This is a genomic window from Eubacterium sp. 1001713B170207_170306_E7 (assembly GCF_015547515.1).
Lineage (GTDB): Bacteria > Bacillota > Clostridia > Eubacteriales > Eubacteriaceae > Eubacterium.
In genome coordinates, this window is record NZ_JADMVE010000001.1 from 234,816 (window position 1) to 248,311 (window position 13,496).

A 13,496-nucleotide genomic window follows, 5' to 3' on the forward strand; every position below is an offset into this window, starting at 1 on the left:
AATGAAGGAGAAAATAGCGATAATCGGAGCCAGCGAGTTTCAAAATCCGCTGATTCTGAAGGCAAAGGAAAAGGGCTACGAAACCCATGTTTTTGCCTGGGAAGCGGGAGACATTGGAGAAAAGACCGCGGATGTCTTCCACCCGGTCAGTATTGTGGAAAAAGAGGAAATTCTGGAAATCTGCAGGGCGGAGGGGATTTCAGGGATCTGCTCCATCGGCTCAGATCTGGCGTCGCTGACAGTCAGCTATGTGGCCGAAGCCCTGGGGCTTCGGGGAAACACCATGGCCTCGGCGCAGCTCAGCACCAACAAATATGCCATGCGCCGCGCCTTTAAGGAAGCGGATGACCCGATTCCCTGCTTTATGGAAGGGGATGAAACCACCCGGCCGCAGGATGTGGCGCTGGCCTACCCGCTGATTGTAAAGCCCACAGACCGGTCCGGAAGCCGGGGGGTCACAAAGGTTGAGCGGCCCGACGCGTTGGAGGCCGCCATCCACAAAGCACTGGAGGATTCCTTTGAGAAGAAGGTGATGATCGAGGAATTTGTGGAGGGCAGAGAGTACAGCGTCGAATGTATTTCCTATGAGGGGATGCATGTGTTTCTGGCGCTGACCGAAAAAAGAACCACCGGCGCCCCCAACTTTATCGAAAAGGGACATCTGCAGCCGGCGGAGGTCACACCCGCTCTGCGCAATCAGATCATCACCACTGTCAAAAAAGCGCTGGATACCCTCAAAATCAAATTTGGCGCGTCCCACTCAGAAATCATTATCCAGAAAAACGGTGTTATCCGCATTGTCGAGATTGGCGGCCGTATGGGTGGCGACTGTATTGGCTCACATCTGGTGCCGCTGTCCACCGGCTATGATTTTGTGGGCATGGTGGTGGATATAGCCTGCGGCAGGGTGCCGGATTTTTCAATTATCCACGATCCCGCGCCGGTCGAAATCCGTTTTATTTTCGGACCGGAGGATCTGGCCGACTACGAGGCCATGAAAACCGCGGCAGGACATCGGATTGTGTGCACCTCCCTGCCGGAAAAGCTGGATAACCATCAGATTACAGACAGCTCAAGCCGTTATGGTTTTTATATTTTTGAAAAGGAGAGGATGTACGCCGATGCCGATTAACGAAAAACTGTCCTTTGTCATTCCCTGCTACCGGTCCGAGGACACCATCGCGTGCGTGGTGCGTGAGATCGACGAAACGGTCCGACAGCGGCCCGGCTACGATTATGAGATCATTCTGGTCAATGACTGCTCGCCGGACAACACCTATGAGGTGTTAATGCGTCTGGCAGATACAAACCCAAGGGTGCGGGTGGTAAACCTGGCCCGGAACTTTGGGCAGGCCTCTGCCATTATGGCGGGCTACCACTATGTGACCGGCGACCTGATCATCAACCTGGATGATGACGGCCAGACCGATCCCCGAGAATTTTATAAGCTGGTGGACCAGGTGCACGAGGGTGACGATGTGATTTACGCCAAGTATCCTGAAAAAAAGCACAGCGCATTCCGGAATTTCGGCTCCAAGGTCAACGATATGATGGCAGATGCTCTGATCGGCAAGCCCAGACATTTGGTTTTTACCAGTTATTTTTGCGCCAGGCGTTTTGTCATTGATGAGGTGCTGCGGTACGATAAGCCCTTTCCCTATATCGACGGGCTGCTCATGCGCGTTACCAAGCGGGTGAGCGTGGTAGAGATCCCCCATAAGGAAAGGGAGGCGGGCGAATCCGGCTATACCATCGGCAAGCTGTTTTCCCTCTGGCTGGATGGTTTTACCGCCTTTTCGGTCAAGCCTCTCCGAATTGCCACGGTTCTGGGTTTTTTGATTGCGCTGGTTGGCTTTGTCTACGGCGTCTACACAATCGTTATGCAGTTTGTTGAGCCCAGCGAGGTCACGGGCTGGGCATCGCTGATGGCCGCCACTGTTTTTCTGGGCGGTATGATCATGGTGATGCTGGGGCTTGTGGGCGAGTATATCGGCCGGATTTACATCAGCCAGAACAACGCGCCGCAGTATGTGGTGCGCAATACATTAAATATCAAGGATGAAAAAAATGGAAAAGATACACGTTAAGGATTTTGTCTTTCTCCATGCGCTCCTGCTGGTCTACTCCTTTTCCTCTGTGTGCTCAAAGGCGGCTGCGGCCCAGGAATTTCTTTCGCCGCGTTTTTTTATTTATTATGGCCTTGTGCTGGTGATTCTGGCAGTTTACGCGCTGCTGTGGCAGCAGGTGCTTAAGCGGATGCCGCTGACAGTGGCCTTTGCCAACAAAGCGGTGGTGATTATCTGGGGCATTGTCTGGGGCATGCTCTTTTTTGGCGAGACGCTCCGGGTTTCCATGGTGGTCGGGTCTGTCATCATTATCGCGGGCATTTATCTGGTGGTGAGTGATGATGAATAATATGCTTTTTTATACCATTTTATTTCTGGTTTCTGTATTCATCTCCTCCATTTCCCAGATTATCCTGAAAAAAAGCGCGGAGGTTAAGTACGCGAGCATTATCAGAGAATACCTGAACCCCATGGTCATCACCGCCTATACCATCTTTCTGGCGTCCACGCTGCTGACTACTTTCGCCTATAAAGGAGTGCCGCTGTCACTGGGGCCGGTGCTCGAGGCAACGGGCTATATCTATGTGGCGGTTCTGGGGACACTTATTTTAAAGGAAAAGCTCAGCCGGAGAAAGATCCTGGGCAATGTGCTGATCATCGTGGGCATTATGGTTTTTGCGCTGTTTTAAGCTAGGAGGTAACCGATGAAAAAAATATTGACGGCATTGCTGGTTTTGCTGCTGCTCTATATTGTGATCCCTTTTTTGTTCAAAACAGGAAACGCTGTGCTGAATGGGGCGCTGGTGCTTGCCACTGCGGCTTTTCTGGCGTTCTGGTGCAGCCTGGTATTCGGAAGGGGGCAGGATCATGACGCAGACTAAAGCCTTTTTCAAAACCTACCGGCGGGAAGTTTTCTTTGTTCTGTTCTGCTTCTTTTTCTATTTTGCCTGGTCGCAGCTGATCCCCTATAACAACGCGCCGGATGAGGATATGCGGTACGATATTGCCCACTTTATTTTTAAAAATGGGGTGCTGCCTCTCGGCAATGAGCCGGAAATTGTCAATCCTCTCTGGGGGCAGTCCTACGCCTACCAGCCGATTTTTGCCTACCAGATCGCAGCGGTGTTTATGCACGCGGGAGCGCTCTTTGGCATGGCGGAGGATCAGCTCTATCTTGCGGCTCGTTTTGCCAACACGCTCATTGCCACAGGCACGGTGGTGCTGGTGCTGGCCATTGGAAGAAAGTGCTTTCATGGAAAGGGCGTCTATCTTTTCGCAGTGCTGATCTGCCTTCTGCCGCAGTTTGTTTTTATTTCCGCCTATGTCAATAATGACACGCTGGCGTTGTTTTCCACAGCGCTCATTTTTTATTCCTGGATATTGGGCATGAAGCGCCACTGGGATTTAAAAAGCTGTGTGGTTTTGGGAATCGGCCTCTCGCTGTGTTTTCTGTCCTACTACAATGCCTATGGCTTTATTCTGTGCAGCGTGGTGCTGTATGCGGGCGATTATCTGATAAACCGCAAAAAAAGGCCGCTCAAAAAGTTTCTGGGCATGGGGCTGGTCATCATCGGGATCTGCGCCCTGCTGGCAGGCTGGTGGTTTGTGCGAAGCGCCCTGCTGCACGACGGTGACTTTTTGGGTATGCGGACAAGCGCGACTCTGGCAGAACAGCTGGCGCAGCCAGCCTATAAGCCTTCGCAGCATGTGACGCCCATGAGCTCAGGCTACTCGGTTCTGCAAATGCTGTTTACGCCTTACCAGAATATGGATAAGCTGAGCCCGCCTTGGGTCTTTGTGACCTATATCAGCTTTCTGGGCAACTTTGGTTTTATGAGCATCCCCATGTCAAAAATTGCCTATGTGGTTTTGACCGGAATATTTGGCGTGGCGGGCATTGGTTTTCTGCTCTGGTGGTTTAAGGAAGCGCGGAAAACGGAAGGTCCGCGCGGCCATTTGTGGACCGCCACGCTGGTCCTGGCGATTCTGTTGCCCATTGGTTTGAGCATCTGGTATTCCTACGCGTCGGACTACCAGCCCCAGGGGCGCTATGTGATCACCGCGCTTATACCGCTGATGTACTTTCTGGCAAAGGGGCTGGTGTGGGTAGAGAATACCCTGAAAGCAAGGGGGCTGGCCATCCCGGTAACCCTGCTGGCCATTTTCGCCGAGGGGCTGGTCGTGTTTTATGCCCTCTGCGGCAATCTGGCGGCCGCAGTGCTCTCATAGCCGGCCGCGGCTTTACAAATGTGATATAATAAGCTTAGGGTGAATGAAAATATGCCCGATGCAATTATAAAATAACGGAGGTAACGATGGAAACTATTCAAATGATCTCAAATCCAACCATGAGCAGTATCTTAAACCGCCGGAGTATCCGGAAATACAAGGCGGAATCCGTCGGAATGGACGAGCTGGCAACCATTATGGAGGCCGCCCTTCAGGCCCCGACCGGACGGAACGAGCAGTCTTGTGATATTATCATGGTTCAGGACAGAGACCTGCTAAAGGAAATGAACGATGGCTTCAAGGCCTATGCCAACGAGCACGGCAGCCGTTACGATCTGTCCGCGGATAATTATTCGGTTTATTACCACGCATCGGCCTTTGCCTTTATTGTGGGCGATCCCGCCAACAAGTGGCGCTATGTGGACGGCGGCATCACCGTTGAGAACATGGCGCTGGCCGCAGAATCCATGGGAGTGGGCACCTGTATTATCGGTATGATTTTAGATTATATGACCAGTGAGGAAGGCGCCGCCATGATGAAAAAAATCGGCGCGCCGGAGGGCTATGAGTTTATCATCGGCCTGGCCCTTGGCTATCCGGATGAAGCGCCGGAGGCAAAGCCGAGAGACGGTTCAAAGGTCCGCTTCCTGTAAGCTGGGCAGACCGGCTTTTTTTGCGCCGGTCCCGGATCAGGCTGGGGGACGCTGTTTCAGGACAGCGTCCTTTTTTAATTGGCGCGGAGAATGTCGCTTTTTTACAAGTGCAGAGAATCTGAGATGGTATAATAGCAGGTATAAACAACGAAAGGAAAGACCAAAATGCAGAAAACCTTTTATCACGAAATTAAGACCTGGATATACCGCAACGCGCGGCATGTGGACCTGTGCCTCTGGCAGTATTTTTTTGAAAACGGAGAAAAGGAGGCGGTCGCCGACGCTCTGCTGGACTACCAGAATGAGGATGGCGGCTTTGGGCATGTCCTGGAGCCGGACAACTGGAATCCAAACTCCACACCCACGAGCACCGACCACGCGCTGGGGCTGCTGAGGCGTATTGGCTTTGACGATATGAACCATCCGGTTTATCAGGGAATCTGGAAATACCTGAACGCCGAAAAGGACCTGGCCGAGTACGGCTGGCGTTTTACTGTGGCGGGCAATGATTTTTACCCCCACGCGCCTTGGTGGAATTACAGCGAGGAGATGAACCGCAGGGAATCGCTCGGAGTGACGGCCAATTTTTCAGCCTTTATCCTGAAATACGGTGATCCGGAATCTCCGCTCTACCAGAAAGCCCTTGAGTTCACCCATACGTTCCTGGACAGGCTGACGCAGGAGATGAGCTACGGCGAAATGGGACTGGAGGGCTACATTGTGCTCCTGGATGCCGTCCGGGAGATGAAGCCTGACACCTATGACTGTGATGCTCTGACAAAAGTCCTGGGCAGAAAAATCAAAAGAGCCATCGGGCAGGACCCCTCCGTCTGGGAGCAGTACGGCGTGCGCCCCTCCAATTATATCAACAGCCCCGACAGCGTTTTTTATCAGGACAACGCGGAGATGGTGGAGAAGGAGCTGCAGTATCTGCTGGATACCAAGCCGAAAGACGGGGTCTGGGGCATTACATGGACCTGGTTCGACAACATGGCGCAATATGGCGACGCCTTTATCCTCAGTGAGAATTGGTGGAAGGCCATCCGGGCCATTCTGAACACGCTGTTTTTGAAAAATTTTGGAAAGCTGTAAAACGGGCATAAAAAAAGGTAGGACTGAAAAAGAAGTGGCGCAGCCGGAGACTGCGTCTTTTATCCAGATAAGAAAAAAGGCTCCGTCTCCCATGGATTTGAACAGAAAAAAACGGCAGGACTGAAAAAGTCATGCCGTTTTTGTGGTTTTCAGAGCTTAGAAGAATTCATCCACGTAATACTGGATCGGATAAGTCATGTACTCCACAGGCTCCATTTTTTCAACGGTAAAGTAACCGGCGGGAGCGTTGAGCAACGCTGGAATCCGGTTGACAACAGTGGCGCAGGTGTGTTCTACGGTGGCGGGCTTTTCCACATAGAAGGTGGTATCCGGCTCGCCGAAAATTTTCCAGTCGCACATATCACCATCGTTGGGGCCGTAAACCTTGCCGATGCACTGGGTTTCGATCACAGGTCCCTGGAAGGTTTCAGTGGTGACCACAGAGCTCATGCCTATGGCATTGCCGCGCTTAATGGTTTCGCCCAGAGTCTCGGAATAGACATCCTCGTCGGAAAAGAAGGGGACATTTTTCTGAGTCTGAGACTTGATGGTCCAGCCCATTTTGGAGCACAGCGCTTCGTTGGAATTCCAGACATAGGAGGGCTCCAGTGTTTCGGGGTGGGCAATCTGTTCTTCAAATTCTTCGGCGGTAAGGCCGGCTCCGTGGGCCTTGGCCAGCGCCAGGCCGTAGTCTTCAACGTTGTAGCTCACAGCGCCTTCGATGCGGTCGATACGGTCAACACCGCCCGCGATGGTACCAATCATATTGATCCAGAAAATATCCTGCATGCCGGAACCCGCAATGGTACAGCCGGTTTCCTTGGCAAGGACATCGAGGCGGTTGGTGATCGCCGGGGAGGTGTTCCAGGGGTAGATGGCTTCCTCGCAGGTCGTGATGGCATTGATGCCGCGTTTGGCAAGCTTTTCGAGGGCTTCCTCCATATCGTCCATAAAGCTGAACATGGTGACAATGGCGACGTTCGCGTCGGTATCGTCTAAAACCGCGTCGGCATCATCGCTGATGGTGATGCCCAGTTTTACGCCAAGTTCGGCAAAATCGCCGATATCCATCCCCACAACATCGGGGTTCACATCAATGGCGCCCACAATTTCCGCGCCTTTTTCATATAAATAACGGATGATGACCTTGGCCATCTTGCCACAGCCGTACTGAACCACACGGACTTTTTCTCTAAACATTGGCTTAAACCTCTTTTCTTTGAATTTGCAGGTTTCCCTGCGTGCATCTTATTTTAAAAATATACCCAAAAGCAAGGGATTAAACAGGGGCTTAAAAAACCTAAGAAACGCGCCTTGAAATTAGCGGCAGGAACCGTTACAATGGTGGAAAGAAAGGAAGCGATAAAATGAAAGTCATTGTTTTAGCCGCCAGAGCGCGGATTGAAAAATACACAGATTTCAGCCAGATTCCAGAGGACTGGGAGCTGGTTTTTGCCCAGGGCATGACCGATGCCGAAATCCTGGAAAAGGCCGGAGACGCGGCGTTCATCTTTGCCGATCCGGTGCTGCCGGTCAGCGGCGGCCTGATCCGAGACCTGCCAGGCCTGAAGCTGATCCAGTCGGAGGGCGTGGGCTATAACCGGATAGATCTGGAGGCGGCCAGAGAAAAGGGCGTATATGTGTGCAATAACGCCTCTGCCAACAGCGGAGCTGTTGCTGAGCAGATTATCCTGCTGATTCTGGCATTGCAGCGCCGTTTTATGGAGGGCGCCCGCAGGGTGTATGAGGGCGGGCAGGCGGCTGCCAAGCAGCAGTTTATCCTGGACGGGCTCATGGAGCTGGGGGACAGCACTGTGGGCATTGTCGGCTTTGGCGCTATTGGCAGGGAGGTAGCCAGGCGGCTGGCTGGCTTTGGATGCCGGATGCTCTACTATAACCGCCACCGCCTGCCGGAGAAAGAGGAGATAGAGCGGAATGTCACCTACTGCGGCCTGGATACCCTGCTCGAAACCTCGGATATTGTGAGTGTGAACCTGCCGGTGACACCGGAGACCACGGGCTTTATTGATGCGGCCTTTTTAGGGAAAATGAAACGAACCGGAATCCTCATCAACGCCGCCCGTGGAGAGATCATGGATCAGGATGCCGTGGCTCAGGCGCTGCTTGACGGAACCATTGCCGGAGCCGGAATCGATACGCTGGCGCCCGAGCCCTTTACTCTGGACAACCCGATCTTAAGGCTGCCCGAGGAGGTAAGGGAGAAAAAACTGGCGGTCTCGCCCCATGTGGCGGGCACCACCTACCATGTTTTCCATAAAATGCACCGGGACAGCTGGAATAATCTGCGCCTGGCAGCCGAGGGGAAAACACCCCAAAATATGGTTGTGCAGCCTTAAAAAAAGAGCACGGCGCAAAAATGTGCCGTGCTCTTTTTAGATGCGTTTCCAGTAAATGCGGATGCTGAAAAGCGGGCCGTCCAGGCTGGCGGTGATCTGGTGGCCCATGGCTTCTACCAGGTTCTTGACAATGGCCAGGCCCAGTCCGGTGTTCTGTCCGGTACGCATCCGGTCAGCGGTGAAAAAGCGGTCGAAGATGGAAGCGATGTCCTGCCCGGTCAGGCTGCCCGCCTCGTTTGTGAAAGCTGTGACCACGGCGTTTTCCTCGGCATACTGGCGGATTTCCAGGTGCTGCCCGCCGTGTCTCAGGGCGTTCTGGATCAGGTTGGTGAATATGCGGGTGACGGCCCCGGGGTCGGCGGTGACCTCGGGCAGGTTTTCCTCAAGGTCGGCCTGCAGCCGGACGGCCTTGTCTGTAAAGTCCTCATAGAAAGCGGCCAGCAGCTCACACAGAACAGGGTGCAGCGCCACAGAGCAGAGACTCAGCGAGTACTCGCTGGATTCCATGCGGGAGAGGTCGTAAAAGCCAGTGAGCAGGGTCTGGAGGGTATGGGAGCGCTTTTCCACCACAGCCAGGTATTCGGCCCGGTCTCCGTCTGACAGGGCGGGCTCCTTGAGGAGCTGGGTATAGCCCAGTATGGCGGTCAGGGGGGTCCGCAGGTCATGGGAGATATTGGCGATCTGCCGCCGGAGCTCCTGTTCCCGCCGCAGGGATTCCACCTGAACGGCCTGCTTCTGGTCCATCAGGGTATTGATCTCATGGACCAGCTCCTCCAGGGGGCGGCCCGGCGCCGGCAGGGCCAGCCGCCTGTTGGGCGTGTCATCACTGGCGCGGTTGATGGCGCTCAGATCATCCCTGAGCCGGCTGAGGCTTCGGCGCTCAAGCAGCAAAAGAGCCAGTAAAACTGCCGACAGGGCGATAAAAAAGATGAGGATAAGGGACATGTTTCTGACTCCTTTCAAAATCAAAACGGACTAATAAATTTCTTTTCGTTTAAAGATATAGAGGCCGATGGGGATTGCGGCAGCAGCGTATGCCAAACCGAGAATCAAGCAGTATAAAGCGATTTCGCAGGGGAAAGTCTGGAAGGCGTTGGAATGAATAAAGAGAACGCCAAAGGGGCCGTCATTGTGTATCGGGTCAAAATCATTCACCAGCACCCGGTGAAAGGGCGTAACAAGCAGCAAATAATAGATCCGCTCAATCCAGTTAAAGTGCGTTGCCCGGTAAAGCAGCTGCAAGAGTGAGTAAGGAAGCATTAAAAAGCCCAAATATCCCAGGACTGCGCTGGCAGCATGCTTAAAACCATACGCAAAAGCACAGGAAACACAGAGCGCGCCAAAGCAAACCGGAATGCCTGAAAGAAGCTGATACAAAAGAATACGGTAAGCATCTGAATCGTTGGAAATTCCCCAGATAAGATGGCTGATGCCGATCAATAAAAGATATAGGGTTGAATAGGTTCCAAGCATTGTAATAAAAGCAGAGACCAGCTTTGAGAAATAGACCTTTGTACGAGACAGCCCCAAAGCAAGGACATTTTTAGACGTATGAAAGCGATGGTCTTCTGTAATGGCGCTGTTTGTAAAAACAGGAATAAGGTATGCGCCATAAGCAATTGGCATGCCCGCCAGTGAGAGAACAATGAAACTTCCGTTTTGAGGCCCCATATACGACGTACTAAAGCCGCTTAAAATCAAAATTGGAATCGTCAGGACACATATTATCAGAATGGCGCGCCAGGTACCCGGCCGTTTTATTATACGAAAACACTCTGCCTTGATATAAGCTTTCATTTCCACACTTCCCTTTACCGGATTTCCCGGCGTCTGTAAACCGCCAGACCGATCAGGGTGGCGGCGGCCGCGTAGGCCAGACCGAGGATCAGGCAGTAGGCCACAGAGGCGGCCGGGAGGGCAGCGGCATTGGCGATGCTGTCAATGCTCTCCACCTTAAAGCCGACGGCCATCATATTGCCCATGTTGGACAGACTGATGTCCAGCCCCATGATCGCGGTGTAAAAGGGCGTGACCAGAGCCATGCTGAACAGAGGCATAAAAGCTGGGTTCAGCAGCGTCAGCGCGTAAAACAGGAGGTAGGGCACGATCAGTAAGCCCATATAGACAAAGCTGAAGGCCGTGCTGTTGGGGATGATAAAGGCACAGGCGTTGCACAGGCACAGGGCCCCGATATACAGGGGAATGGCGACGGCGATGCGGTTAAACACCAGGCGAATCAGGCTCATATCCTCCGGAAAGCCCAGCAGCAGGAACAGGCTGGCCAGGTACACCGCAAGGGTGATGAGGAACAGGACAGCTGTCACGATGATGGAGACGGCCAGCTTACCCAGATAGACCTGGGTTCTGGTGAAGCCAAAGGACAGTGTGTTTTTAAAGGTTTTGTACTTGTATTCCTCAGAAAAAACAATGTCAACTATGATCAGGACCATGTACACCATGATCAGCAGCATGGGCACAACGACGGAGAGGCTGGTCCTTATAACCTCCTGAACCTCGGTGGAGCTGCCGCCGCGGAAAGTGATGAAAAACGTCAGGTTCAGAGCGATGGCCAGCAGCACAAAGATCAGCAGTGTGCTGCGCAGGTAAACGCGCTTAAAGGTTTTGAAGCATTCGGCCTTGATGTAATTAAGCATTTTCTTCACCTCCGATCACTGAGATGAAATAATCCTCGAGGCTGGAGCCCTTTGGCGTCAGTGAATAAAGGCCAACGCCGTTTTGTGCCAGCGTCTGTGACAGCAGGGGCACCTGGTCCAGAAAGCTGTAAACACGCAGGACACCGTCGGGCAGAACCTCGTAGGCGTGGCAGTCCAGACAGGTTTCCAGGACCATGGCGGCCCGTTCGGTATTATCCGCGACCAGCTCAAGGTATTCCCGGCACTGGGTTTCCAGCTCTCTGGCCGTAATTTCATGGACAAGGCGGCCCCTGTGGATAAAGCCGTAGCGGGTGGCCATGGTGGAGAGCTCGGAGAGGATGTGGCTGGAAACCAGAATGGTAACCTCCTGCTCCCGGTTAAGCCGGAGCAGGACATTCCGGATTTCCACAATGCCCATAGGGTCCAGCCCGTTGGTGGGCTCATCCAGAATCAGCAGGTCCGGCCGGTGCATGATGGCCAGGGCCAGTCCCAGGCGCTGCTTCATGCCCAGCGAGAACTTCTGGAATTTTTTCTTTCCGGTATCGCTGAGGCCAACCATTTCCAGAGCCTCCTCCACGCATTCCCGGCCTGCGATGCCGCGCTGTATCCGGTAGTATTCCAGATTGTCGCGGGCGCTCAGAAAGGGATAAAAGCAGGAATCTTCAACAAGGGCGCCAATGCGGTGCCGCATGGCGTTCAGCCCGCTTTCCGAGGTCTGCCCCCAGAGCTCAAGCTCGCCGGCGTCCGGCAGGGCCAGTGCGGTGACCAGGCGGATCAAAGTGGTTTTGCCCGCGCCGTTTTTGCCCATAAGGCCGTAGATTTCGCCCTTTTCCAGAGAAAGCGAGATATCCTCCACAGCCGGGACATGATGGTATTTTTTCGTTAGGTTTCGGGTTTTGAGTACAGTTGTTTTCATGTGGTTCACCTGTCCTTTCGTTGGCTTTATTATAGCGTGGAAGTTGTAAGGGAGTATCAAGCAAAAGTTAAGAAAAAGTGAAGTTTAGGCCGGCGCGCTGCTGCTCTCCATCTTAAACCCGATGCCCCACACGGTTTTGATATAGCTGGCGTCCGGGTCGATTTTAGCGAGCTTGCTGCGGATGTTGCTGATATGCACGTTGACGGTATTGTCCTCGCCGAGAAAGGCGTCCTCCCAGACCTGGGTAAAGAGGTTTTCGCGGGTAAAGACCTTTTTGGGGTGGGACATGAGCAGGTGCAGGATTTTAAATTCCCGGACGGTCAGGGAGACGGGCTGGTCCTTCAGGCGCACCTCCATGCTGTCCGGATCGAGGACAAGGGCGCCGCAGGCTAAGACGCCGGGGCGGCCGCCGTCCTCTGAAAAGGCCTTGGTGCGCCGGAGCTGGGCCTCGACCCGGGCGAGGACCTCGCCCAGATCAAAGGGCTTGCAGATAAAATCATCCGCGCCCAGCTTCAGCAAGTCGATGCGGTCGGCCACAGAGGCCTTAGCGGAGACAATGATAATGGGTACAGTGCTCGACCTGCGGATCTGGGCGACCAGCGCCTCTCCGGTAACGCCGGGCAGCATGAGGTCGAGCAGCACCAGGTCGTACTGGTACTGCTCCAGGCACATTTTCCCCTCGCTGCCGGAAAAGGCGGCTCTGACGTGATAGCCGGCGCCGGTCAGCAGTTTTTCCAGCAGGCTGTTGATGTCTGCGTCGTCCTCCACAATAAGAATGTTGTATGGGTTCATAAGCGGTTCCTTTCTTTGGCGGGTTTTATTTCACAATGTCGGCCACGCTGCCCCGCACAAAGGTGATGAGGGCCCCGGGCTCCATTTCAATCTGATAACCGATCTTTCCGGCGGACACGATGATGTGCTCAATGCTTTTGCAGCTTTCATCAAAAACGGTTTTAAAGGCTTTCTTCATACCGATGGGGGAGCAGCCCCCGCGCACATAGCCGGTGACGCTGTTGATGTCTCTGACGTGGATCATCTCAACGGATTTTTCGCCGGCGGCCCGGGCAGCTTTCTTTAAATCCAGCGCCGCTGCCACGGGGATCACAAAGACGCAGTACTCGCCGGAATGGCCGCGGCACACCAGGGTCTTAAAGACCTCCTCCACCTTCTGGCCCAGGCGCGCCGCCACGGTGATGCCGTCAACCGCGCCGTCCTCGTGGTCGTACTCGTGCGGGGTGTAGGGGAGCTTTGCCTTATCTAAAATGCGCATGACATTGGTTTTGTTCTTATCTTTTTTAGCCATTCTGTGTCACTTCCTTATTTAATGTGTGGTTACGCAGGTATTATAGCATAAAAAGAGAGCACGGCGCAAAAATGTGCCGTGCTCTTTGGGTTCTGTGAGAGGTGGGTCCGAGACTCTGCCTTTTATCCAGATAAGAAAAAGAGTCCAGGCGCAAGCCGGGAGCAAGAGCGACTGGCGCTCTCAGTGCTACTGCGAAGCGGTAGCAACCGAAAAGGGACCCAGACAC

General features: G+C 53.6%; 16 protein-coding genes. 9 read left to right on the top strand and 7 right to left on the bottom strand.

Features of this window, described 5'->3' with window-relative positions; genetic code table 11:
- Position 1 precedes the first annotated feature (1 nt).
- The 8 genes from I2B62_RS01255 (at position 2) to I2B62_RS01290 (ending at position 6,040) form a co-directional block, all read left to right on the top strand.
- Positions 2-1,132: an ATP-grasp domain-containing protein gene (locus I2B62_RS01255; RefSeq protein WP_195267165.1), complete on the top strand. Its 1,131-nt coding sequence runs from the start codon at positions 2-4 to the stop codon at positions 1,130-1,132.
- Positions 1,122-2,087, top strand: coding sequence for a glycosyltransferase (locus I2B62_RS01260; RefSeq protein ID WP_195267166.1), 966 nt, complete (start codon positions 1,122-1,124; stop codon positions 2,085-2,087). The genes I2B62_RS01255 and I2B62_RS01260 overlap by 11 nt, the downstream gene beginning before the upstream one ends.
- Positions 2,068-2,415 carry an EamA family transporter gene (locus I2B62_RS01265; RefSeq protein WP_195267167.1) on the top strand — a complete coding sequence of 116 codons (348 nt, stop codon included), beginning with the start codon at positions 2,068-2,070 and terminating at the stop codon, positions 2,413-2,415. Before I2B62_RS01260 ends, I2B62_RS01265 begins: the two co-directional genes overlap by 20 nt.
- Positions 2,405-2,755: a multidrug ABC transporter gene (locus I2B62_RS01270; RefSeq protein ID WP_347707780.1), complete on the top strand. Its 351-nt coding sequence runs from the start codon at positions 2,405-2,407 to the stop codon at positions 2,753-2,755. The genes I2B62_RS01265 and I2B62_RS01270 overlap by 11 nt, the downstream gene beginning before the upstream one ends.
- A gap of 15 nt (positions 2,756-2,770) precedes the next feature.
- A complete protein-coding gene (locus I2B62_RS01275) occupies positions 2,771-2,947 on the top strand; it encodes a hypothetical protein (protein ID WP_195267168.1) in 177 nt (58 codons plus the stop codon).
- On the top strand, positions 2,934-4,295 hold the full coding sequence (locus I2B62_RS01280) for a glycosyltransferase family 39 protein (RefSeq protein WP_195267169.1): 1,362 nt from the start codon (positions 2,934-2,936) through the stop codon (positions 4,293-4,295). The genes I2B62_RS01275 and I2B62_RS01280 overlap by 14 nt, the downstream gene beginning before the upstream one ends.
- An 86-nt stretch (positions 4,296-4,381) precedes the next feature.
- Positions 4,382-4,948 carry a nitroreductase family protein gene (locus tag I2B62_RS01285; protein WP_195267170.1) on the top strand — a complete coding sequence of 189 codons (567 nt, stop codon included), beginning with the start codon at positions 4,382-4,384 and terminating at the stop codon, positions 4,946-4,948.
- 165 nt (positions 4,949-5,113) lie between these two features.
- Complete coding sequence (locus I2B62_RS01290; RefSeq protein WP_195267171.1) at positions 5,114-6,040, top strand: hypothetical protein; 927 nt, start codon at positions 5,114-5,116, stop codon at positions 6,038-6,040.
- Positions 6,041-6,196: 156 nt separating this feature from the next.
- On the opposite strand, the gene I2B62_RS01295 is transcribed toward I2B62_RS01290, so the two are convergent.
- Positions 6,197-7,240 (bottom strand): dihydrodipicolinate reductase, encoded by a 1,044-nt coding sequence (locus I2B62_RS01295; RefSeq protein WP_195267172.1) that lies wholly within the window; start codon positions 7,238-7,240, stop codon positions 6,197-6,199.
- Positions 7,241-7,407: 167 nt separating this feature from the next.
- Between I2B62_RS01295 and I2B62_RS01300 the strand changes: the two genes are divergently transcribed.
- Positions 7,408-8,397 (top strand): NAD(P)-dependent oxidoreductase, encoded by a 990-nt coding sequence (locus I2B62_RS01300; protein WP_195267173.1) that lies wholly within the window; start codon positions 7,408-7,410, stop codon positions 8,395-8,397.
- 36 nt (positions 8,398-8,433) lie between these two features.
- On the opposite strand, the gene I2B62_RS01305 is transcribed toward I2B62_RS01300, so the two are convergent.
- From I2B62_RS01305 to ybaK, 6 genes are all read right to left on the bottom strand, one after another.
- A complete protein-coding gene (locus tag I2B62_RS01305; protein WP_195267174.1) occupies positions 8,434-9,342 on the bottom strand; it encodes a HAMP domain-containing sensor histidine kinase in 909 nt (302 codons plus the stop codon).
- 30 nt (positions 9,343-9,372) lie between these two features.
- Positions 9,373-10,194 (bottom strand): ABC transporter permease, encoded by an 822-nt coding sequence (locus I2B62_RS01310; RefSeq protein ID WP_195267175.1) that lies wholly within the window; start codon positions 10,192-10,194, stop codon positions 9,373-9,375.
- Positions 10,195-10,208: 14 nt separating this feature from the next.
- On the bottom strand, positions 10,209-11,051 hold the full coding sequence (locus tag I2B62_RS01315) for an ABC transporter permease (RefSeq protein ID WP_195267176.1): 843 nt from the start codon (positions 11,049-11,051) through the stop codon (positions 10,209-10,211).
- Positions 11,044-11,967: an ATP-binding cassette domain-containing protein gene (locus tag I2B62_RS01320; protein WP_195267177.1), complete on the bottom strand. Its 924-nt coding sequence runs from the start codon at positions 11,965-11,967 to the stop codon at positions 11,044-11,046. Before I2B62_RS01320 ends, I2B62_RS01315 begins: the two co-directional genes overlap by 8 nt.
- A gap of 84 nt (positions 11,968-12,051) precedes the next feature.
- A complete protein-coding gene (locus I2B62_RS01325; RefSeq protein ID WP_195267178.1) occupies positions 12,052-12,759 on the bottom strand; it encodes a response regulator transcription factor in 708 nt (235 codons plus the stop codon).
- A 25-nt stretch (positions 12,760-12,784) separates the two neighbouring features.
- Positions 12,785-13,270 (bottom strand): Cys-tRNA(Pro) deacylase, encoded by a 486-nt coding sequence (ybaK, locus tag I2B62_RS01330; protein ID WP_195267179.1) that lies wholly within the window; start codon positions 13,268-13,270, stop codon positions 12,785-12,787.
- Between the last annotated feature and the right edge of the window lie 226 nt (positions 13,271-13,496).